At 59.8% G+C, this 21,630-nt stretch carries 21 protein-coding genes; 12 read left to right on the forward strand and 9 right to left on the reverse strand.

From position 1 onward, the window contains the following. Nucleotides 1-283 precede the first annotated feature (283 nt). The 3 genes from G5193_RS11320 to G5193_RS11330 all read left to right on the forward strand — a co-directional run bounded on the left by G5193_RS11320 (nucleotide 284) and on the right by G5193_RS11330 (nucleotide 3,223). Entirely contained in the window at nucleotides 284-604 is a 321-nt protein-coding gene (locus G5193_RS11320; protein WP_021231962.1) for a ComEA family DNA-binding protein, read from the forward strand. Nucleotides 605-700: 96 nt separating this feature from the next. Then, entirely contained in the window at nucleotides 701-1,612 is a 912-nt protein-coding gene (gene galU, locus G5193_RS11325; protein ID WP_227341976.1) for a UTP--glucose-1-phosphate uridylyltransferase GalU, read from the forward strand. Between the two features lie 213 nt (nucleotides 1,613-1,825). Continuing rightward, entirely contained in the window at nucleotides 1,826-3,223 is a 1,398-nt protein-coding gene (locus G5193_RS11330) for a peptide MFS transporter (protein ID WP_227341975.1), read from the forward strand. 74 nt (nucleotides 3,224-3,297) lie between these two features. Here the strand turns inward: G5193_RS11330 and G5193_RS11335 are convergent, their stop codons facing one another. Next, a complete protein-coding gene (locus G5193_RS11335; RefSeq protein ID WP_421206036.1) occupies nucleotides 3,298-4,269 on the reverse strand; it encodes a response regulator in 972 nt (323 codons plus the stop codon). Between the two features lie 289 nt (nucleotides 4,270-4,558). Between G5193_RS11335 and G5193_RS11340 the strand changes: the two genes are divergently transcribed. The 3 genes from G5193_RS11340 to G5193_RS11350 all read left to right on the forward strand — a co-directional run bounded on the left by G5193_RS11340 (nucleotide 4,559) and on the right by G5193_RS11350 (nucleotide 6,952). After that, on the forward strand, nucleotides 4,559-5,257 hold the full coding sequence (locus tag G5193_RS11340; RefSeq protein ID WP_421206037.1) for a DnaT-like ssDNA-binding domain-containing protein: 699 nt from the start codon (nucleotides 4,559-4,561) through the stop codon (nucleotides 5,255-5,257). Nucleotides 5,258-5,328: 71 nt separating this feature from the next. Further along, nucleotides 5,329-6,183 (forward strand): DnaA ATPase domain-containing protein, encoded by an 855-nt coding sequence (locus tag G5193_RS11345; RefSeq protein ID WP_042010405.1) that lies wholly within the window; start codon nucleotides 5,329-5,331, stop codon nucleotides 6,181-6,183. Nucleotides 6,184-6,316: 133 nt separating this feature from the next. Then, the gene (locus G5193_RS11350) at nucleotides 6,317-6,952 is read left to right on the forward strand and encodes an SDR family oxidoreductase (protein WP_421206038.1); all 636 of its coding nucleotides are present in this window, start codon (nucleotides 6,317-6,319) and stop codon (nucleotides 6,950-6,952) included. Between the two features lie 98 nt (nucleotides 6,953-7,050). On the opposite strand, the gene G5193_RS11355 is transcribed toward G5193_RS11350, so the two are convergent. The 4 genes from G5193_RS11355 to G5193_RS11370 form a co-directional block, all read right to left on the reverse strand. Further along, nucleotides 7,051-8,247 (reverse strand): ABC transporter permease, encoded by a 1,197-nt coding sequence (locus G5193_RS11355; RefSeq protein ID WP_420925167.1) that lies wholly within the window; start codon nucleotides 8,245-8,247, stop codon nucleotides 7,051-7,053. Further along, entirely contained in the window at nucleotides 8,247-9,401 is a 1,155-nt protein-coding gene (locus G5193_RS11360; RefSeq protein WP_420925166.1) for an ABC transporter permease, read from the reverse strand. The genes G5193_RS11355 and G5193_RS11360 overlap by 1 nt, the downstream gene beginning before the upstream one ends. Then, nucleotides 9,401-10,405, reverse strand: coding sequence for an HlyD family secretion protein (locus tag G5193_RS11365; protein WP_158111906.1), 1,005 nt, complete (start codon nucleotides 10,403-10,405; stop codon nucleotides 9,401-9,403). The genes G5193_RS11360 and G5193_RS11365 overlap by 1 nt, the downstream gene beginning before the upstream one ends. A gap of 73 nt (nucleotides 10,406-10,478) precedes the next feature. Next, nucleotides 10,479-11,876 carry a TolC family protein gene (locus G5193_RS11370; RefSeq protein WP_199258709.1) on the reverse strand — a complete coding sequence of 466 codons (1,398 nt, stop codon included), beginning with the start codon at nucleotides 11,874-11,876 and terminating at the stop codon, nucleotides 10,479-10,481. Between the two features lie 292 nt (nucleotides 11,877-12,168). On the opposite strand from G5193_RS11370, the gene dusB reads away from it, so the two are divergent. The 6 genes from dusB (at nucleotide 12,169) to G5193_RS11400 (ending at nucleotide 17,158) form a co-directional block, all read left to right on the forward strand. Then, the gene (gene dusB, locus G5193_RS11375) at nucleotides 12,169-13,134 is read left to right on the forward strand and encodes a tRNA dihydrouridine synthase DusB (RefSeq protein WP_019445016.1); all 966 of its coding nucleotides are present in this window, start codon (nucleotides 12,169-12,171) and stop codon (nucleotides 13,132-13,134) included. 26 nt (nucleotides 13,135-13,160) lie between these two features. Beyond that, nucleotides 13,161-13,457 carry a DNA-binding transcriptional regulator Fis gene (fis, locus tag G5193_RS11380; RefSeq protein WP_005309538.1) on the forward strand — a complete coding sequence of 99 codons (297 nt, stop codon included), beginning with the start codon at nucleotides 13,161-13,163 and terminating at the stop codon, nucleotides 13,455-13,457. A 112-nt stretch (nucleotides 13,458-13,569) separates the two neighbouring features. Then, nucleotides 13,570-14,451 (forward strand): DMT family transporter, encoded by an 882-nt coding sequence (locus tag G5193_RS11385; protein ID WP_167573803.1) that lies wholly within the window; start codon nucleotides 13,570-13,572, stop codon nucleotides 14,449-14,451. A gap of 258 nt (nucleotides 14,452-14,709) precedes the next feature. Continuing rightward, on the forward strand, nucleotides 14,710-15,528 hold the full coding sequence (locus G5193_RS11390) for a DUF3100 domain-containing protein (protein WP_421206039.1): 819 nt from the start codon (nucleotides 14,710-14,712) through the stop codon (nucleotides 15,526-15,528). Further along, nucleotides 15,525-15,974, forward strand: a complete 450-nt coding sequence (locus tag G5193_RS11395) for a hypothetical protein (protein ID WP_033114935.1) — start codon at nucleotides 15,525-15,527, stop codon at nucleotides 15,972-15,974. The genes G5193_RS11390 and G5193_RS11395 overlap by 4 nt, the downstream gene beginning before the upstream one ends. Beyond that, on the forward strand, nucleotides 15,974-17,158 hold the full coding sequence (locus G5193_RS11400) for a M20 metallopeptidase family protein (RefSeq protein ID WP_421206040.1): 1,185 nt from the start codon (nucleotides 15,974-15,976) through the stop codon (nucleotides 17,156-17,158). Before G5193_RS11395 ends, G5193_RS11400 begins: the two co-directional genes overlap by 1 nt. Before the next feature lie 205 nt (nucleotides 17,159-17,363). Here the strand turns inward: G5193_RS11400 and G5193_RS11405 are convergent, their stop codons facing one another. The 4 genes from G5193_RS11405 to G5193_RS11420 all read right to left on the reverse strand — a co-directional run bounded on the left by G5193_RS11405 (nucleotide 17,364) and on the right by G5193_RS11420 (nucleotide 21,402). Then, on the reverse strand, nucleotides 17,364-18,323 hold the full coding sequence (locus tag G5193_RS11405; protein ID WP_421206041.1) for a LysR substrate-binding domain-containing protein: 960 nt from the start codon (nucleotides 18,321-18,323) through the stop codon (nucleotides 17,364-17,366). A 135-nt stretch (nucleotides 18,324-18,458) separates the two neighbouring features. Then, nucleotides 18,459-19,085, reverse strand: coding sequence for a LysE family translocator (locus G5193_RS11410; protein ID WP_421206050.1), 627 nt, complete (start codon nucleotides 19,083-19,085; stop codon nucleotides 18,459-18,461). 104 nt (nucleotides 19,086-19,189) lie between these two features. Next, the gene (gene ilvN / locus G5193_RS11415) at nucleotides 19,190-19,684 is read right to left on the reverse strand and encodes an acetolactate synthase small subunit (RefSeq protein ID WP_005311605.1); all 495 of its coding nucleotides are present in this window, start codon (nucleotides 19,682-19,684) and stop codon (nucleotides 19,190-19,192) included. Further along, nucleotides 19,684-21,402, reverse strand: coding sequence for an acetolactate synthase 3 large subunit (locus G5193_RS11420; protein WP_005339146.1), 1,719 nt, complete (start codon nucleotides 21,400-21,402; stop codon nucleotides 19,684-19,686). The genes ilvN and G5193_RS11420 overlap by 1 nt, the downstream gene beginning before the upstream one ends. Nucleotides 21,403-21,630: the final 228 nt, after the last annotated feature.

Genomic DNA, 21,630 nt, shown 5'->3' on the forward strand with positions numbered 1-21,630 from the left:
ATCTGCACTTTGTTGCGCAGAATAATTCCATCCGGCACCTCCACAACGGTTTGAGCAGAGCATCTCGGAGAAGTTTGCTCGTCAAATCAAAGATGCATCTGAAATACATTCCAGATCATAAGGTTGGCTATACGGCGGCATTCATGGCTAAGCGCTTATAGCAAATCCGCCACCATCGGCATGAGAATTTGACCTGTTAGAAATAGCAGTGAAAAAGACCCGTTCGATACGCTATTTCTCAAACTGCCTACTCGGCAAAATCCAACATCATGGAGGAATGGAAATGCTGATGAAGAAGCTCTCTGCAATCATGCTGTTAGCCTGCTTGCCCCTGTTCAGCCAACCTGTGTTGGCCGCTGATAAAGCAGCGCCGAAGCAAACCACCACAGCCGAGGTCGCCAAGGAAGCCGGCAAGCTGAATATCAATACGGCCACCCTTGCCGAACTCACCAGCCTGAAAGGGATTGGCGACAAGAAGGCACAAGCCATCGTCGACTATCGGGAGAAACAGGGAAAGTTCACCTCGGTCGATCAGCTGGCAGATGTCAATGGAATTGGCCCTGCCACGCTGGAAGCCAACCGTGACATGATCATCGTCAAATAACGTCCGAGCTCTGCATATACGAATGGGGTAGCCTGTGGCTGCCCCATTTTTCTTGGAGTATCATGGCCGCACTTTAATCCCGCTGGATAGTTTTCCATGAAAAAGACTCCTCTGACAGTTCGCAAGGCCGTGCTCCCGGTAGCCGGTCTGGGTACCCGTATGCTGCCAGCCACCAAGGCCATCCCGAAAGAGATGCTGCCGGTGGTCGACAAACCGCTGATCCAGTACGTAGTGCGCGAAGCCATCGCCGCCGGTATCAAAGAGATCGTGCTGGTCACCCACTCGAGCAAGAACTCCATCGAAAACCACTTCGACAAGAGTTTCGAACTGGAAGCGACCCTCGAGAAGCGAGTCAAGCGTCAGCTGCTGGAAGAGGTGCAACAGATCTGCCCGAAAGACGTCACCATTATGCACGTCCGCCAAGGGGAGGCCAAAGGGCTGGGCCACGCGGTCCTCTGTGCCCGCCCGCTGATCGGTGACAACCCCTTCGCCGTGCTGCTGCCTGATGTGCTGATTGATGAAGTGGCCAGCGACCCGAAAAAAGACAACCTGGCCGAGATGGTGCATATGTTCGAAGAGAACCAGATCAGCCAGATCATGGTGGAAGCGGTTCCCGAAAGCGAAGTGGACAAGTACGGCATCGCCGACATCAAGGGCGAGGCCCTGAGCGAGGGGATGTCCCTGCCAATGCAGGCCATTGTCGAGAAGCCGCCCCGTGACGAAGCCCCCTCCAATCTGGCGGTGGTGGGTCGTTACGTCCTCTCCTCCAATATCTGGCCGCTGCTGGAGAAGACCCCGGCCGGTGCCGGTGACGAGATCCAGCTGACTGACGCCATCGCCATGCTGATGGAGCAGGAGCAGGTCAACGCCTACTTCATGAAGGGCAAGAGCCACGATTGCGGCAGCAAACTCGGCTATATGAAAGCCAATGTGGAATATGCCGTACGCCATCGTGAGCTGAACGGCGAGTTCATCGGTTGGCTGAAGCAGTTCGTCAAACAGTTGTAATCGCTAAAAAATCTGTTTTTTGTAGAGGTATTCGAGGAGCATCAAATGATGCTCCTTTTTCATTTGCGCAACAAAAAATCAATCAAGAGTAAATAAACTCTCAGCAAATCATAATGTTGTAATTTATTCACGCATGTTCTATAAGGGTTGAGGCGTGTTTCTCGCCCTTGCATAAAAAACTCAAAAAAATATAAGACACAGGTGGAAGTTCCAATGAATAACCCGTCAAAAGGGACCTTTTTAGGTCACCCTAAAGGGCTTTTTTTGCTCTTTAGTACCGAACTGTGGGAGAGATTCTCCTATTACGGCATGCGTGCCGTACTGGTGCTCTATCTGACCGACCTGACTGCCAACGGCGGTCTGGGCTGGAGTCAGGCAGATGCCCTCAAACTCTACGGTATCTATACCGGTCTGGTTTATATCACTCCGCTGATCGGCGGCTGGCTGGCTGACACCTTCCTGGGTCAACGTCGCGCCATCCTGATCGGTGCCGTGCTGATGGCCGCAGGTCAGTTCACTCTGGCACTGCCCCACGCCATGTTTCCGGATATGGTCAACACCATGTTCTACACGGGCCTCGCGTTGCTGATCGTGGGTAACGGCCTGTTCAAACCGAACATCTCCACCATGGTGGGTGACCTCTATGAAGAGGGCGATCACCGCCGTGATGGTGCTTTCACCATCTTCTACATGGGCATCAACCTGGGTTCCCTGCTGGCAGGTGTGATCTGTGGTGCTGCCGCCACCGCCTACGGCTGGCAAGCAGCCTTCGTCGGCGCCGGTATCGGCATGCTGCTCTCTCTGGTGATCCAGGCCACCATGGCCCAACGTTTCCTGGGTGACATCGGTCGTGTCACTGCCGCCCAGCGCGCAGCCGCCCTGCGTACTACCGAGCAGAAAGCACCGCTGACCAAGCAGGAAGTGGATCGCATCAAGGTTATTCTGGTACTGGGTCTGTTCACCATCATCTTCTGGGCCGGCTTCGAGCAGGCCGGTGGTCTGATGAACCTCTACACCCAGGAGTATACCGACCGCATGATCGGCAGCTTCGAAGTGCCGACTGCCTGGTTCCAGTCCCTGAACCCCTTCTTCATCATCACTCTGGCACCGGTCGTTGCGGCCATCTGGATCAAGCTCGGCAAGAAAGAGCCGAACTCTCCGGTGAAATTCGCCATGGGTCTGCTGTTCCTGGCTATCGGCTTCCTGTTCATGGTGGGTGCCGTGCTACAGCAGGGTGGTGACAACACCGTCAAGACCTCCATGTTCTGGCTGGTTGGCGCATACCTGTTCCACACCCTGGGCGAGCTCTGCCTCTCCCCGATCGGCCTCTCCATGGTGACCAAACTGGCTCCGCTGCGTCTGGCTTCCCTCATGATGGGTGCCTGGATGGGCTTTATCGCCATCGCCAACTATGCTGCGGGCTTTATCGGCTCCATTGTTGGTGAAGCCGGCCCGATCGCCATCTTCGGTGGCATCGCCCTGGCTGCGGTGCTGAGCGCCCTGTTGCTGCTGACCATGGCTAATCGTCTGGTTTACTGGATGCACGGTGCCGAAGGCCCGGCCAAAGAGCCGCAAGCTCAAGAGAAGAAACTACACTCCGCCACCGTCTAAACGGTCAGGATTGTAGACAACAGACAGGGCGCCCATCGGGCGCCTTGTCTGTTTTGGTCTCTAGTCAAGCAGCCTCAGTGATGACGCACCTGCACATTGAGCGCACTACCGCTGTCGCTGCGAAACTGCAGATCGAATGGTTCATGCCAGCTGCGTTTGTGCAGAGCGTAGTGGCTGTTGCGCATCAGACCAAGCGGTAATCCACCCGAGCGCATCAACCAGTGGGGGGAAGTGAGCCCGGCATTGGCAAATACCAGCCCATCGTGCTGATCAAACAGCAGAGCAGCCATGGCAAAAGCGTGGCGCAACCCGGACTCCATCAACTGATGGTTTAGGTAGTCGAGCAACCGGTGCGGTTGGCTCAGCAAACGGCTCTCGTTCTGCTGAAACTGGCGATAGGGCACGTTCATCAGAGAGCGCACCAGCGCCCCGCAAAATCCTGCATCCGTCCCCATGATGGGCATCTCCATCACCAGCACCAGCAGCTTGTCTTCCACCTTGAAGGTATCGGGAATGAAGAGGTGCCCAAGCCCCTTGAACGTGACCTGCCAGGGGCCCCACTCCTGCAATCCCGGTGGCTTCAGCCCGGCGAGCAAACGGCTGGCAGCCCGATCATGCGCACTGAAGTAATCCATATGCGCCATCAATTCGAGCTGCTGAGCTCGCGTGGAACTCCCATTCAGGCACTGGTCGATACTGCGATCGACCAGTGCGAAGTTCTCGAGGGGCTTGAGCAGGTAGTCCCGAGCACCGGCACGCAAGGCACTGGCGACCGCCTCCATGGAGCTCTGGGCCGAAATGACGATAACCGGAATATGGGGATAGCGCGCAGAGAGACAGGCGATTACCTCGCGGCCATCCATATTGGGCATATTGAGATCGCACAGTACCACGTCGGGATGATAAATCGCTGCAGCTGACAACCCTTCAATTCCATCCTCAGCCTGAAACACCGTTGCCCCGTCCCGCGCGAGGTAACTCACTAACGAATGGCGAAAAACTGCTTCGTCTTCCACCACCAGGATCCGCAGTCCGGGTTTTGGCATGTTGACAAAAACCTTATGAGTCAATTGTTTATTTAAGTAATAAGACTAGTCTAAATCAGCAGAAATGCCGCGTGCCTTGCGTCACAAATAGCCGGATTGGCTAATCTGCATACCAAAATAGTGCAAGCTGCTGGATTATCGACACAATCCCGCTCTCCCTGCTCAACGCTCCGCGGTACGCTCAATTTTCACCACCCGACCATGCAGGGCACTCACTTGCAGTGTGACGAATTGTGCAGGAGAGCACCATAGGGGATAATGCCCCCCACTCCAGCTCGTGAAGAAGACCATGACCCCAGCCGAATACAGCGCCCTTGCCCACCCAAGATTGTCCCATCCGGCTCGCAGTCTCTATACCCTGCAGCTGCGCCGACTGGTGCTGGAAAATCAGGCGGCCCGGCTCAACTATCCCGAGCTGGGTCGGGCGCTGGCAGTGGTCGATCCGGGTGATCCCTGCGGCTTTTCGTTTCAGGTCAATGCCCGCCAGCTCACCGAGCTGTTCGATGAACTGATGGAGGCGGGCCTGCTGCAAGTCGAGACCCAGCCCGAGAGTGAGCACTACCATCAGTGCCCGTTCCAATTGCCATTGCTGACCCAGAAGTTGCGCAGCCCGCTGCCGGAGCGCCCCTTCCAGATGCATCTGCAATGGCGACCGGACGAGGAGCTGCCCGCCCTCGCCCGCCTGTGCGGAGTGATCGATGCCAGCTATAGCGAAGAGGATCTGGGAGAATTTATCGCCTACTGGCTGGGGCGCCCCGAGGTGTTCGACTCCCAGCATCAATGGATGCTCAAGTTTATTCGCGCCCTCAAGACCCGCCGCTATACCCGTCGCAAGCCGATGGAGGTGCAGGGCTACCAACAGGTGACGCCGGCCCCGGCAGAGTCGGGCCCCAGCAAACGGGCCCAACAGATGATTGAAGAGGCCAAGCGACTGGCCCAACAGCAGACGCAAGAACCCGCTGCGCAGCAGGAGCCGGATAATGATTGATAGCGGCCCCCGCCTGCAGGCAGAATCAACCCCTTGTCTACCCATCCCTGATCGAGCAGAAGGAGCATTCCATGACTGACCCGCAAGATCCCCTGCGCCAGGAGCTGGAAGAGATCGAAGCCAAGCGCCAGAAGATCGCCAAGGCCAAGCAGGATCACCGCATTCACGACCCGGAATTGAGCCGCCATGTGGGTGGCCTGCTGGAGCGCATTCGTCGCCTGCAACAAGAGACCGGTGGCGGCCAGTATGACTACGAGACCCTGCGCAAGGAGTACGACGCCAAGGCCAACGCCGAGGTGCGCGAGCTGCAGAAGGCGGCCCGTCAGGAGCGGATCCAGAAGCTGATCGCCCAAGCCGACCTCAACCCCGACTGGGTATTTGACAAGATGGATGCCACAGATCCGGCGCTGCAATACCCCATCGAAACCGCCCGTTACTTTATCAGCGGTTTCGAGCACTGGGAGAAGAGCGGTGGCGGCTGCATGCTGATCTACGGCGACTACGGCACCGGCAAGTCGACCCTGGCGGGAGCGGTAGCGCATGAGCTGATCGCCCGTCACCAGAAATCGGTGATCTTCCAGCAGTGGGCCTCCATCGTCGATCGGCTGTTCTTCAACGTCATCCCCGATCAGGACGAGCGCAACCAGTACCGCCGCGCGCTGGAAGAGGTGGATCTGCTGATCATCGATGAGGTATCGGCCAACCGCGCCAAAATGGCGGAGAGCCAGTCCAGCTTCCTCGGCCACCTGCTGCGCCGCCGTCGCAACCTGTCAAAGAGCGTCATCATCATCACCAACCACACGCCCCAGAGCCTGCATCAGGCGATCGGTGATTTCAGCTATGAGGCGATCAAGGCATTCAATCCGGTGGATATCCACCTGAGCGGCCCCAGCCGTCGCCCCAGCATCGGCAACTACAACGGCTGATGCCTCTCAAAGAGTGCGAGTCGCTGACGGCTCGCACCTTCTCCTCCTTGCTGCCTCACAAATAGAAACAACTCTCATTTACAGCAGGCGAACAAGCCACTAGGCTAGCCCCTTTTGCCAAGGGAGCTCAGCTATGCCAACCACACTGATTTTCGGAGCCAGCCGCGGGCTGGGCCGCGCCTTTACTCATCACGCCCTGAGCCAGGGTCACCGGGTCGTTGCGCTGGTACGCAACCCCGAGATGGCCACAGAACTATGTGCGCTGGGGGTCGAAGTCATCGAAGGGGATGCGCTGGATCCGGCTGCGGTGCAGCAGGCATGTGCCCGTGCGGGGCAAGATACACAGGTCGTCTCCACCCTCGGCAGCTTCCGTCAGGCCGCGCCGGTGGACTATCAGGGCAACCGACATGTGATCGATGCCATGGAGCAGGCAGGCCTGCAACGGCTGCTGCTGGTCACCTCCCTCGGCTGTGGCGACAGCTGGCAGTATCTGCCGGAGCGGGCCCGCGCCGCCTTCGGTCACGAGGTGCGCCTCAAGAGTCTGGCGGAGAGCTGGCTGCAGACCAGCGCCCTCGCATGGACCATTCTGCGCCCGGCGGGCCTTCAGGATGGCGACGCCACCGGCCGCGCCGAACTGAGTCAGGGCAAGGAGGTACACGGACTGGTGCGCCGCGCCGATGTGGCCGCCCAAGGGCTGCGTCTGCTGGCGGATGAGACGGCGGTGGGGCAGATCTACGCCATCGGGGATCCCACGCTCCAGCGTGGCTAAAGCAGCAGTAAAACCGCTTAACCCCACCACATAACAAAACGGTCAGCCCAAGGGCTGACCGTTTTCGCTTTACCGCACACGCGCTTGCACCATCCCGCTTAACCGGCGGTCGTTTCACTCTGAGCGACTGACGGGCGAGCAACCGGCAACGACTGCTGCCGCCAACGCAGCAGCAGGCAGGCCAGCACGCCGTAAAGCAGCGCCAGTCCCCACAGCTGCCACCAGTAACGGGAAACCTGCGAAAAGTCGGCCCCCATCTGGTTGAGGCGCAGAAAACCCTCGATGGCCGGGATAGTGGGCACCCACTGAGCCAGCCAGTTGAGGGGCGCCGGGATCAGCTCGAGCGGCCAGATAAAGCCCGCCAGAAAGACCAGCGGCAGGGAGGAGATGAGCACCACCTGAGTGGGCAGATCCCGCCGGGTAAAGATGGCGCCGAGCCCCACGCCAAACCAGCAGGTCGCCAGCAGAAACGGCAGGGCGAATAGCCAAAGCTGCACCGGGTCGGCATGGCGAGCGATATTGTAGTGATCAAAGCAGAAGCCAAGGAAGTAGCTCACCGGCAGCAGGAACAACCCCGCCAGCACCAGAGTTCTGGCCAGCAGCAGCGGCAACACCGGCGCGCTTTGCCAGTAACCATGCTCGCCGCGGCAGCTGCGCTGGTTCTGGGTCGCCCCCAGGATCCCCACCCCCATCAGCAACACCTGATGGAGGATCAGCACAAATACCGCCGGCACCACGTAGTTGACGTAGCCCATGGTGGGATTGAACACCGGCACCACGTTGAGGGCCACCGCATTCCAGCCCGTGGCCGCTTGTGGCAGCGCCTCGCCGTGGCTCAGCAGCCGCGCCACCTTCACCTGGGCGGCGAGAGTGCCACCGGCCTGCGCCAGTCCTTCGGCAATGGTGCCGTAGACCAGAAAGTAGGAGGCATCACCGGCATAGCTCAGGGTGACGCCCTTGCCCTGCATCAGATCTCGATAGAAGTGGTTGGGGATATGCAGGATCCCGCTCGCCTTCCCGGCCATCATCAGCTGGCGCGCCTCGGCCAGCGAATTGGCCCGCGCAACCAGCTTCACCTGCGGCGTGGCATCGGCCATAAACTCCAGCTGACGGGACAACTGACTGCCATCCTCGTTGACCACCACCACCGCCTCTTCCCGCGGCAGCTGATGCAGATAGGGCTGGGGATAGAGAAACGAGTAGAAGATCACCCCGCCAAACAGGGTGAGCATGATGGCGCGATCCGCCAGCAGGGTGCGCAGCTCTAGGCGCAACAGATCGACAAATCCCAACATCACTCAGGCTCCTTTTCGGCGCTCGCCACTGCGGCAGATTGACGGGCCAGCTCGGCCTGCTGCTTGTAACGGCGCACCACCAGCAGCAGGGGGAGCAGGAACAGCAGCAGCGCCCCCAATTGCGGCAGAGCGGATGCGAGGGGCAAACCATAGTTGCTCTGGCCAATCTGCAGCTCCACATAGTGAGAGACCGGCAACAGGCTGCGCCAGAAGCGGGCGAAATCCCCCATGGCGCTCACCGGAAAGGTGACCCCCATAAAGGCAAAACCGGGCGCCGTGTAAGCCCCCGCCAGCGACAGGGCGCGGGCCGGATCCCGAATTATGCCGTAAAAGAAGGCCCCCATGGTAACGCAGGCGACCGAGGCGAGCCCCAGACCCACCACCAGCACCAGCCAGCTGCCGTGCATGGGGTAGGAGAAGCCCTTGAACAGCAGCAGTGTCCAGACAATTCCCCAGCCCCAGCCAATCAGCATGTGGGGCAGCAGGGTGCGCCAGAGGCCAAACCAGACACCGCGAGTGGTCCAGTCCAGCCCCAGCCGATCATTACGGGCCAGTGCATTGAGGCCGAACAGCACCACCAGGATCTGCCACACCGCGGGCAGAATGGCGCTCAGCAGAAATTGGGCATAGCTGGAGTTGAGGTTATAGAGCGCAGTGACCTGACTGCTGATGGGCACCGACTGCCCGAGCGCGCCGGGCAGCGCCTTGCCATCGGCCATCGCCTCCAGCACGCCGACCTGACCGTTAAGGGTGCCTACCACCTGCGCCAGCGCAGAGTTGACCAGCTTGGCGATCAGGATGAACTGGCCGTTGTTGAACACCGTCACCTGCGGCTGGGTGCCCTGACGGGCATCCCGCTCCAGATGGTTGGGGATCACCACCAGCGCATAGATGTCGCCACCGCGCAGGGCGTGGGCACCGGCATCGATGGAGTCGAACTGTTGCGCCACCTTGAGCCCCGCCGAGCCATCCAGCGAGAAGGCGAGCTGGCGCGAGAGCATGCTGTGGTCGAGATCCACCAGCCCCACCTTGAGGTCGCGGGCCAATCCTGCCGAGAAGATCCAGCAGAGGATCCCCATCAGCAGCAGCGGCACCCAGCTCATCAGGGCACGACTGAAGGGATCCTGCCACAGCAGCCGAAATTCACGTCCCATCAGAGTTCAACCAGCACACTCATGCCAACCCGCAACCCCTCAACCGGTTGCAGCGGGCGAGCCTCCACCAGGAAGCTCTTCATGTCGAAGCCCTGACGGGTATCGGTGGCACGCCAGGTGGCGAAATCCCCCATCACGGCCACATGGGTCACCTTGAAGCGCACGGTCTGATCGCCAAGGCCCGGGATGCGGGCATCAAACTCGGTACCGACCGGGAAGCGGGGCAGCAGATCCTCGCGAACGTGGAACTGGGCCCAGGCATCGCTCATGTCGAGCAGGGTCACCACCGGGAAGCCTTGTGGCGCCAGCTCGCCGCTACGCAGCAGTACCTGACTCACTTCACCATTGTGGGGGCTGGTGATGCGGGTGTCGGCCAGATAGGCCTCAACCTCGGCAACAGAACCCGCCGCCATCTTGGCCTTCTCGCGAGCGGCGATCTTGGTCTCTTCCCGCGCCCCTTCCAACGCCATCTGGTACTGTTGCCACGCCATCCCTTCGCTGTAGCGTGCAGCTTGCCACGCGGTCCAGGCCTCGTCGCGTTTTTGCAGCGGCATTACGCCGTCGCGGTGCAGGCTGGCGACCCGCTCATAGGTCTTGCCACGCAGTTGGGCGGCAGCCTTGGCTTTTTGCCACTGATCCTTGGCGGCAGCGATCTGTTGGGCTCGGGCCCCTTTCTCTGCCTCTTGCGCCAGCGCCCCCGCAGCGGCCTCACCGGCCTTGGCCTGGCTCAGCTTGGCTTCGATCTCGGGGCTCGCCAGGGTAAAGACCAGCTGATCCTTGGTCAGCTGATCACCCTTTTTCACCAACACTTCGTCGATACGACCCGGCACCTTGGAGGAGACCGAATATTGCTGCGCTTCAATCTGCCCTTGCAGATGCACCGGCTCCGGCTGATAAGCGAGCCAGAAGCGCCAGCCCAGCCAGACCACCAGGATCACCAGCACCAGCGGCAACAACAGCGGTTTACCCTGGCTCATCTTCTTTTTGATGGGGGGATGGCTCATCACTTCACCTCGACAAACGGGCGACCCTTGGCGGTCGAAACAGAGATAGAAAAAGGAACGGGCTGGAGTGCGATCATGAGTTCACCTCGATCACCTGACCGTGCTGATATTGATTGAAACTGTTCATCTGGCCGGAGAGCGCCAGCAGACGGGCCAGAGACACCACATATTGATAAGCCGCCGCCGCACGCTGGGTCTTGACCCCCGCCAGCTGGTTCTGGGCATCCACCACATCGAGGGAGGTAGAGAGCCCCTGCCCGAAGGCTTTGTCCCGCAGCAGCACGTTCTCCTCTGCCAGCGCCTGGGTGGAAGAGAGGGATTGATACTCCTCCAGCCCCTGCGCCGCTTCACGCCAGGTCTTCTCAACGAGCAACTCCAGATCCTGACGGGTCTTGGCCTGCAGCAGATTGACCTGCAACTCGGCACTCTTGGCGGCCTGCACCGTCTCGGAGCGGCCATCGCGGCTCACCAGCGGCATGCTGACCCCCACCCCCACCAGCCAGTCCGGCGCAGTCTTGGAGGCGAGTGAATCATCTTCATAGAGGTTGTAGTTGCCGAACAGGAACACCTCGGGGGCATATTTGCCCTGCTCGACTCGGATCAGCCCCTTGGCCTGCTCCTTCTTGGCAGTGAGCAGCTTAAGACCGGGGTGCACCTCCAGGGTCTGGCTCACCAACCCCTCAAGGCGCGGCAGCTCCTTGTTGACGAACAGGCCGCTGCCCGGCTGGGCATTTGGCAACTTCAGCATGCGGCCAAGGGCCAGCTCGGCGATCTCGAGGCTGCGGCGCGCCTTCTGGGTATCGATGCGGGCCCGATCATAGGCCGACTGGGCGGAGAGGCACTCCACCCTGGCTATCTGCCCCTGCGCTTCGAGCTTCTTGGCGTGATCCAGATGGTGGGCCAGCCCCTCTTCGATCTCCTGTTTGGTCTGCACCACCTGAGCAGCCAGCACCACACCGAAATAGGTCTGGGAGAGGCTCTCGAAGGTGGATTGCTGCTTGAGCACCAGCAGCTGCTGCGCCTCGCTCACCTGCGCCTGACGGATATCCTGCGCCGCATCGATGCGGCCACCGGCAAAAAGCGGCCAGAGCATCTTGACCGAGCTGGTCACCACATTCTGTTTGGTCAGGGGAGTGACAAATGCGTTGGCCCCGACCCCGAACAGGCTGCCGAGTGCCAGGATCAGATCTTTCTGCTTGGCCAGCGGATTGAGATCGAGGGCATCAAGTTCAATCGGCTGATCAAGATGGGTATAGCTGGCCCCCAGATCCACCTTGGGCAGATACATATCCTTGGCCGCCTCGCGCAGCTGCTTGGCCCGATCGACCCCGGCCTGCTCGGCAGCCAGCCCTTCATCCTGCTGGATGACCCTGGTCCAGGCTTCACCGAAGCTGATAGTTTGCGCCTGCGCCGACCCCAGCACGGCCCCCATCAGACACGGCCAGAGTGATTTAATGAACCTTGACGTCATAGATCCCCAATCCGCTTTTGTTGCATAAATGTTTGGAGCATTTGCTCGACTTAAGCCCGCTATCATAACGCAAAGCGGGCCTGCAAGTGGACTGACAATTATGCAGGCGTCCGACCCGAATGGTACAGCGCTCACTCTCCGGCAATCTGGCCGTTTTTCAATAACTCCAGAATTTGCAAGCCTTGGCGCGACGTTTTTTTCAGAAAAAAATGGCTGACGCTCAAATACTAACCTTTTCTCCTGCCTAAAAAATGCGTAATATACGCCGCCCTAAGCCGATGGTAACCGTGGAATGCAGATAGGTCCCCACACGCTTGAAACTCCCTTGATTGTGGCTCCCATGGCCGGTGTAACTGACCGACCATTCCGTGAACTTTGTTTGCGATTGGGGGCTGGCATGGCCGTTTCCGAGATGCTGCTGGCCAACCCGGATGTCTGGGATACCCAGAAAACCCGGATGAGGATGGATCACTCTGCAGAAGGCGGATTGCGATCGGTCCAGATTGCCGGAGCCGACCCCGAGATGATGGCGTTTGCTGCCCGCTACAACGTGGAGCAGGGCGCACAGATCGTCGACATCAACATGGGATGTCCGGCAAAAAAAGTGAATAAGAAGTTGGCAGGTTCTGCCCTGCTGCGTGCCCCCGATCAGGTCAAAGCAATTTGCCGGGCCGTGGTGGATGCAGTGGAGGTGCCTGTCACCTTGAAGATCCGCACAGGATGGGATCCGGATAACCGCAATGGCGTGGAGATCGCCCGAATCGCCGAAGATTGCGGTATCGCGGCCCTTGCCGTGCATGGTCGTACCCGTGCCTGCCTCTACAAGGGCGAAGCGGAGTACGACACGATCAGGGCGATTAAGCAGGCCGTATCGATTCCTGTTGTCGCCAATGGTGACATCAACAGCCCGGAGAAAGCCCGGTATGTCCTCGACTATACCGGTGTTGACGCCGTGATGATCGGCCGAGCTGCGCAAGGACGACCCTGGATTTTCCGGGAAATCCGTCATTTTCTTGAGACGGGCACCAAGCTGCCGCCTCCCGAGAGGGAAGAGGTTCGCACCCTGATGAACGAGCATGTAACCAACCTGCACCGGTTTTATGGTGCATATCTGGGAGCGCGCATAGCCCGTAAACACGTGGGCTGGTATCTGGATGAAGAAGAGACGGGCCGAGAATTCCGTAAGCACTTCAATGCCCTGGATTGCGCAGACGCGCAACTTGAGGCACTCGAAGCGTATTTCGATGGATTAGGTTAACAAGATAACTAAAGAGCCGACCGAATATGTTCGAACAAACCCTGACTTCTGATGCATTGGTAACAACTACTCACAATCACGCTGCCGAGCCGACCCAGCGCCCCCTGCGTGACTCTGTGCAACAGGCCCTGCGTAACTACCTGGCCCAGTTGAACGGTCAGGAAGTGATTGATCTGTACGATATGGTTCTCTCCGAAGTCGAAGCGCCGATGCTGGACGTGATCATGCAGTACACCCGTGGTAACCAGACTCGCGCTGCCGTGATGATGGGTATCAACCGTGGCACCCTGCGCAAGAAGCTCAAGCGTTACGGCATGAACTGATTGCTGGCCGCGAGCCGCGATGGCGGTTCAAGGCAGATGCGAAAGGCGCCAGGTAGCAATACCTGGCGCCTTTCCTTTATGCTCTCCCCTCCATTTCACCATGACGACCCCGATGAACCGCACTCCCCTGCTGCTGATGGTACTGGTCACCCTGCTGGCCGCTGCCGGCTGGCTCTTCTCAAAAGAGGCGATCCGCGAACTGCCCCCTGCCGCCTTTATCGGCAGCCGCTTTCTGCTGGCCGCCCTGCTGTTGCTGCCCCTCGCCTGGCTGCGTGAACCGCCGCCGACTCGCGCCCAACTGGTGCGCGCTGCCGGTTGCGGCACATTGCTCGGTGCCAGCCTGCTTCTGTGGGTCACCGCCATCAGCCAGAGCGATGCGCTGGGCAGCGGCGCCTTTATCATGAGCGTCGCCACCCTGATGGCCCCGCTGGCCGCCTGGGGAGCCTTTCGAGCCAAGCCCGGCCGCCACTACTGGCTCACCCTGCCCATCGCCATCGCCGGTTTGCTGCTGCTCTCCAGCAGTACCCACTGGGGCGTGTCGCTCTCGCTGTTCTGGTTTCTGGCGGCGGCCACCACTCTCGGCATCCAGCTTGCCGTCCATCGCCACTTCGCCCAATCCATTGCCCCCACCTGGCTCACCTGCATCCAGCTGGCGATGACCGGCCTGCTCGGCACCCTGCTCTCCCTGCTGACCGAACAGTGGCCCGAGGCCGGGGTTAGTCACAGTATCTGGGGCTGGTTTGCGGCGAGCGTCTTGATCGCCACCACCCTGCGCTACTGGCTGCTCACCCATGCGTTGAGCAAGATGACTACCGCTCACGCCGCCCTGATGATGCTGCTGGAACCGGTCTGGACGCTGATCCTGAGCACCCTCTTCTATAGCGAACCCCTCGGCGGCGCCAAACTGGCCGGAGCCGGACTGGTGCTCGGCGCCCTGGTGCTCTACCAACTGCCCCTGCTGCTGCGCAGTGCACGGCTCAAAACGCCCGTCTGATACGCGTCACCGCCCTGCAGGGCGGTGTCACCATCTCCCTCCTGTTTGCGTATCTTGTCCTGCCAATGCTGACGTTCTGTTAACGGCATTTAACCCTTGGTATCCATAGGGTTAAAGGGCATACCCCATGAAAAAATGCCATATGGCCAGCTTGATGAAGGTCACATTCCTACCCCTCTTCGCTCCCTATGATGCCCCCATCATCGGTCTGGACAACCCTGACGATGGCCACACATGGGAATAACAAGAGAAAAGACTATGCAGCAAACCAGCACCCTCAAGACGGTCACAGTCAGCATATTGGCAACCGCCATGCTGATCTTTGTGGCCCAGTACCTGATAGGCAAGCAGGAGATCAAGATCGGCATCGCCATCATTCCGCTCCTGCCGATGCTCTTTGCCGTCATCATCGGCATGATTGTCTCCGCCAAGCCGGTCAAGGATCGCATCCCCGGCTGGAAGAGTCTCTTCACCGAGAAAGAAGAGGGCTTCTGCGGCAAGATGGTGGGCTTCAGCCTGCTGATCCTGGGCACCCAGTATGCGGGGATGATCATCCCCAACCTGAAGATGATCCTGAGCGTCGGCGTACCGCTGTTCCTGCAGGAGATTGGCAATCTGCTGCCGATCCTGATCGCCATTCCGCTGGCGGTGAAGTTCGGCTTTGGCCGCCGCGCCATCGGGGCCTGCTCCTCCATCAGCCGTGAGCCGTCCGTCGCGGTAATTCAGGGCAAGTTCGGCACCGGCTCTCAGGAGTACATCGGCGTGCTGGCCATCTACCTGTGCGGCTCCGTGATTGGCACCCTCTGGTTCAGCGTGCTGGGCAGCATCGCCCCGCTCACTGGCCTGCACCCGCTGGCGCTGGCCGCCGGTTCCGGCGTGGGCTCAGGCTCCATGCTGAGTGCCGCCTCCGGCGCCCTGATCAACGGTCTCGACGAAGCGCTGGCTCAGCAGGTGCTGAGTATCGCGGCAGCCTCGAACCTGCTCTCGTCTGCCCTCGGCGCCCTCTCCCTTACCTATCTGGGTCTGCCGCTCGCTGAAAAAATCTATGCCCTGACTGCCAAAGGAGAGAAAGCATGAAAAGCATCGTAATGGATATGCGGTTCGTCTTTCTGGCGATCCTGCTGGCCATGTTTACCCAAACCCTGACCACCGGCACCCCGCTCTGGCTGATGGGTGACAGCTTCATCGCCATGTCGCTGGTGGTGTTCGCTTCGCTGATTGCCAAGCGCTATCTGCCCTCCTCCCTGCCGGCGTTTGCCTATGCCACCATCATCGGCATTCTCATCTGCCTGCCGGAGACCCCGGTGCGCGGCCTCTTCATCGACGCCGTCGCCAAGATCTCCTTCCTCTCCTGCTGCGTACCGCTGCTGGCCTTTGCCGGTCTCTCGGTGGGCGGTCAGCTGGAAGAGCTGAAGAAGATGTCCTGGAAAGTCATTCTGATCTTCATGATCGTCTCCACCTGCTGCTTCTTCGGCGCCTCGCTGGTGGCCCAGCTCGGCTTCTCCATTCAAGGGATCATCTGATGAACAACATCCACATTGAACCGGCCCTGCTGGCCCTGCGCGACTTCAGTCAGGAAGTGCGCCACCATCTGCACACCATTCCGGAAGCCTCCGGCGTCGAGTTCAAGACCTCGGCCTACTGCCGCGAGCTGATGGCAGGCTTTGGCTACCGTCTCACCGACTACCCGGGCTTCACCGGTTTCCACGGCGATCTGGTGGTTGATCCTGTGCTGCCGACCATCGCCTTCCGGGCCGACATGGATGGCCTCGAGATGCACGACATGAGCGACGTTGCGTTCAAGTCGACCCACAAGGGAATGGCTCACAACTGCGGTCACGACTCCCATATGGCGATCGCCCTGACCGCAGCCAAATTCCTTTCCGAACAGCGCTCCCGCCTACAGTACAACGTCCGCTTTATCTTCCAGATGGCGGAAGAGGACATGCGGGTGCCGGGCGCCGAGAAGATGGTTGAACTGGGCTGCATGAAGGGGGTGGACGAGGTCTATGCCCTCCATAACGACGGCGCCATGGAGACCGGCACCATCAAGTTCAACCACGGTGTGATGTCCTCCTGGGGCTCCGCCTGGACGCTGGATGTGCACGGTATCTCCGCCCACGGCTCCACCCCCCACAAGGGGCTGGATGCCATCCGCGAAGCGGTACGGATCATCGAGGATATGGACTATATCGTCGCCAAGCGCACCAGTCCGTTCAGCCCGGCGGTGTTTGGCTGCGGCATGATCAACGGCGGCACCATCCCCAACGCCATCGCCGACCATGTGCAGGCGCGCGGCACCATCCGTGCCATGGATGCCGAGACCGACCAGATCCTGAAGCACAGCTTCAAGGAGATCGTGGCCCAGAGCGAACTGCGCGGCTTCAAGACCAAAATGGTCTATGCCGGGTATCCGGCGGTGGAGAACCACGCCGATGCCTGCGCCCGCCTGCTGCAAGCGGCCGCCGACGTATTGCCCTCTGAGGGGATCAACGCTCAAGGTCAGCCGATGACCGGCAGCGAAGATTTCAGCTATATGGTCAACGCCTGCCGTGGCCGCAAGGGGGCCATGTTCTTCCTCGGCAGCGGCTGTCAGGCCAAGGGGATCTGCAACTATCTGCATGCAAACCCCTACTACCTCGATGACGACTGCCTTTTAGTGGGAGCCCAGATCTTTATCAATCTGGCCACGACTAAAAGCGCCTGACAGGCCAAGGGATTTGCAACTACCTGCATCAGGTCAAATCCCCTACTACCTGGATGACGACTGCCTGCTGGTCGGAGCCCAGATCTTTATCAATCTGGCGACCCGCAGCGCTTAATCCCGCATGCCGATAAAACCAGAAGAGAGGCCAAGGCCTCTCTTTTTTTATCTCTGTATTTTTGCTCTGTACGCGGCAGACACCCCGCGGCTAGAGCCACGGCAACTCCACCAGATTGACGGCGGGCGGCTGGTTGATAAGGTGCAGCTGCACCGTCTCCCTGCTGATATGGGGGGCGTAGAGGTGGATAAAGTCGTACATATAGTCGCGCAGGTGGGCATGTTTGCGCAGGCAGATATGGGTGGTGCTCGAGGCGATCAGGTGGTCGATGTCGAGGCTCACCAGATCCCCCCTATCCCCCTCGTCGAAGGCCACGCTGGCAATCACCCCGACCCCCATCCCGAGCCGGACGTAGTGCTTGATCACATCGGTGTCGGTGGCGGTCAGCACGGTTTTCGGCGAGAGGCCGTGGCGGCTGAAGGCCTTGTCCATCTTGGAGCGGCCGGTAAAGCCGAACACATAGGTGATGAGGGAATAGCGAGCCAGGTCAGCCATCGACAGCGGCTGGCAGTCGATCAGCGGATGACCGTGGGGCACCACCACGCTGCGCCCCCAGCGATAACAGGGCACCGCGGCCAGCTCATCGAACAGATACATGGACTCGGTGGCGATCGCCATATCCACATCGCCGCTTTGCACCATCTGGGCCAGTTGGGCAGGCGCCCCCTGATGGAGCTGGATCGCCACATCGGGATAACGACGGCTGAACTCGGTAATCACCACGGGCAGCTTGTAGCGCGCCTGGGTGTGGGTGGTGGCGATACGCAGCACCCCGCTGGTAGCCAACTGCTCCCCGAGCGACAGCTGGTTGATCTGCTCCACCTGCGCCACTACCCCCTTGGCCAACTCCATCACCTGCTCGCCTGCGCTGGTCAAGCCGACCAGATTTTTCCCCTTGCGGGTAAAGAGGGCGAGTCCCAGCTCATCTTCCAGCATTTTCATCTGCTTGCTGAGGGTGGGCTGGGAGGTGTAAAGCTTCTCCGCCGTCGCCGAGATGTTGAAGTTGTTCTTCACAATCTCGGTAAAGTTCTTGAGCCGGGCGATGTTCATCTGGGCAAGGGATCTCGCTGCTGCGGCCAGTGGGGCTGGCCTGAAAAAGAGAGAGCGGGGCTGACCCCGCAGCTGACTGCCGACCATAGCACAGCGCGGCGCACGATAATCTGCCCCAGGTCAGAAAGCGGCGAGCTAGTCGCAGGCGAGCTTGATCCCGAGCCCGACAAACAGAGTGCCGATGCCCCGGTTGAGCCAGCGACCAAGACGCTGTGACAAGCGTACCTTGTGGCTGGCATAGACGGTGGTAAAGACCAGCAGGTGACACCAGATGATGCCGCCCAGATTGAAGATGCAGCCGAGCAGGATAAAAGCGAGCGCCTTGTCGGGGGCATCCGGCGCGATGAACTGGGGCACGAAGGCGAGGAAAAAGAGCGCCACCTTGGGGTTGAGCACATTGGTCAGCACTCCCTGCCGGTAAATCTGACCATATGAGAGGGCGGGCAGTGTGACCCCTCTCTCCATTGACCCCGTAGCCTGCTGGCGCAGCAGGGAGAACCCCAGATAGATGAGGTAGATGGCGCCAGCCAGCTTGATAAGGGCAAACAGTTCGGCCGACGCGCTGAGCAGGGCCGACAGACCGAGGGCCGCCGCCAGCACATGCACCATGACACCGGTGCCGATGCCCAACGTCGCGACCGAACCGGCACGCCACCCTTGCGAGCCGCTGCGCAGCATGACCAGCAGGGAGTCGGGTCCCGGCATGATATTGAGCAGCAACCCCGAGACCATAAACAGTGCAAGATCATGAATACCGAACATCATCCCTCCCCTCGTAAAGAAAAACCAAACAAAAAGGGCTCCGCAGAGCCCTCTTTTCTTTCACTCTGCGGCAGCTGACGTGTCATCAGCTGTCCCGCCAGCCATCAGGGCCGCAGCGCCTTGTCCGCCCGCGAGATGCCGCAGACGCCGGAGCGCACCACTTCGATGATCTCGTTGGTCTGGGCGGCAGTCTTGATAAAGGCATCCAGCTTTTCGCTGGTGCCCACCAGCTGTACCGTGTACTGCTCGGGGGTGACATCGACGATCTGGCCACGGAAGATATCCGCCAGCCGTTTCAGCTCGTCACGGGCGCCACCGGCGGCGCGCGCCTTGACCAGCGCGATCTCCCGCTCGATATGCTCCCCTTCGCTCAGGTCGCACACCTTGAGCACATCCACCAGCTTGTGCAGTTGCTTCTGGATCTGCTCCAGCACCCGCTCGTCACCCATGGTGACGATAGTCATGCGCGACAGGGTGGGATCCTCGGTCGGCGCTACCGTCAGGGTCTCGATGTTATAGCCGCGCTGGGAGAAGAGACCCACCACGCGGCTCAGGGCGCCGGATTCGTTCTCCAGCAGTACTGAAATGATGTGTCTCATCAGGTTCTCTCCGTCTTGCTCAGCCACATCTCATCCATGGCGCCAAACTTGATCTGCATCGGATAGACGTGCTCATCCGGGTCGACCGAGATATCCATGAACACCAGCCGATCCTTCATGGCGAAGGCTTTCTCCATGGCGCTCTCCAGCTCGGCCGGATCACTCACCGCGATGCCGACGTGGCCGTAGGCTTCCGCCAGTTTGACGAAGTCCGGCAGGGACTCCATGTAGGAGTGGCTGTGACGGCCGCCGTAGAACATCTTCTGCCACTGCTTGACCATGCCCAGTGCACGGTTGTTGATGGAGATGATCTTGATGGGCACCCCGTACTGCATGCAGGTCGAGAGCTCCTGAATATTCATCTGCACCGAGCCGTCGCCGGTGACGCAGCAGACCACCGCATCCGGGTTGGCAAACTGGGCCCCCATGGCGGCCGGAATACCGAAGCCCATGGTGCCGAGGCCACCGGAGTTGATCCACTGGCGCGGTTTGGCAAACGGGTAGTAGAGCGCGGCAAACATCTGGTGCTGGCCGACGTCGGAGGCAACGAACGCCTGACCCTGAGTCACCTTGTAGAGGGTCTCGATCACCTGCTGCGGCTTGATCTGGGTAGCCGACTTTTCGTAGGCCAAACAGTGACGGGAGCGCCACTGGTTGATCTGGCTCCACCAGTCCGCCAGCGCCTCCTTGTCGTTATCGAAGCCACACTCGCGGATCACTTCCAGCATCTGCTCCAACACGGTTTCCACCGAGCCGACGATAGGCACATGAGCCTGCACCGTTTTGGAGATGGAGGTGGGGTCGATATCGATATGGACCACGGTCGCATTGGGGCAGAACTTGGCCACGTTGTTGGTGACGCGGTCATCGAAGCGGGCACCGACGGCGAAGATGAGATCCGCGTTGTGCATGGTCTTGTTGGCTTCGAAGGTGCCGTGCATCCCCAGCATGCCGATAAATTGCGGATGGACACCGGAGAAAGCCCCCAGTCCCATCAGGGTGGTGGTCACCGGCAGGTTCAGCAGCTCCGCCAGCTTGGTCACCAGATGGTCCGCATTGGCGTTGATGGCGCCACCACCCACGTACATCACCGGGCGCTGGGCTTCTACCAGCAGCTTGGCAGCCCGCTTGATCTGCCCTTTATGGCCAGACTTGGTCGGGTTGTAGGAGCGCAGGGAGACCGTCTCGGGATACTGGTAGGGGAATTTCTCTTTCGGGTTCTGCACATCTTTGGGCAGATCCACCACCACCGGCCCCGGGCGGCCGCTGGCGGCAATGTAGTAGGCCTTCTTGATGGCCTCGGGAATATCGCTCGCCTTCTTGCACAGGAAGCTGTGCTTCACCACCGGGCGGGAGATACCGATCATGTCGGTCTCCTGGAACGCATCCTCACCGATCATGCTGGTCGGCACCTGACCGGAGAGGATCACCAGCGGAATGGAATCCATATAGGCGGTGGCAATACCGGTAATGCAGTTGGTCGCTCCCGGGCCTGACGTTACCAGCACAGTCCCCACCTTGCCGGTGGAACGGGCGTAACCGTCAGCCATGTGAACCGCGGCTTGCTCGTGCCGCACCAAAACATGCTCCATCTTGCCGTTTTCGAAGAGAGCGTCATAGATGTCGAGCACTGAGCCACCAGGGTAGCCGAAGACGTGCTCAACTCCCTGATCTTCCAGCGCTCTAACCACCATCTGGGCGCCTGATAACATCTCCATGATAAAGCCCTCCAGGCTTTGCTCCGTTTAGCGAATCCCGCCGACGATGCCGTGCTTCCCGGCACGGCCCGATCCGTTTCTTGTTGTTATCTGAATGCAGATCGGTCCAATTCAGCCCCGTCGACAGTAGAAAAAAAGGATTTTTCCGTCATTCACCCGAAAATAGGGTGAAAAACCAACTTAACCCGCTTCATAAAGCTTGTCCACGGCTTTATCTGACCAGAACAG

The organism is Aeromonas sp. 601027 (assembly GCF_049174455.1).
Classification (GTDB): Bacteria; Pseudomonadota; Gammaproteobacteria; order Enterobacterales; family Aeromonadaceae; genus Aeromonas; species Aeromonas veronii_A.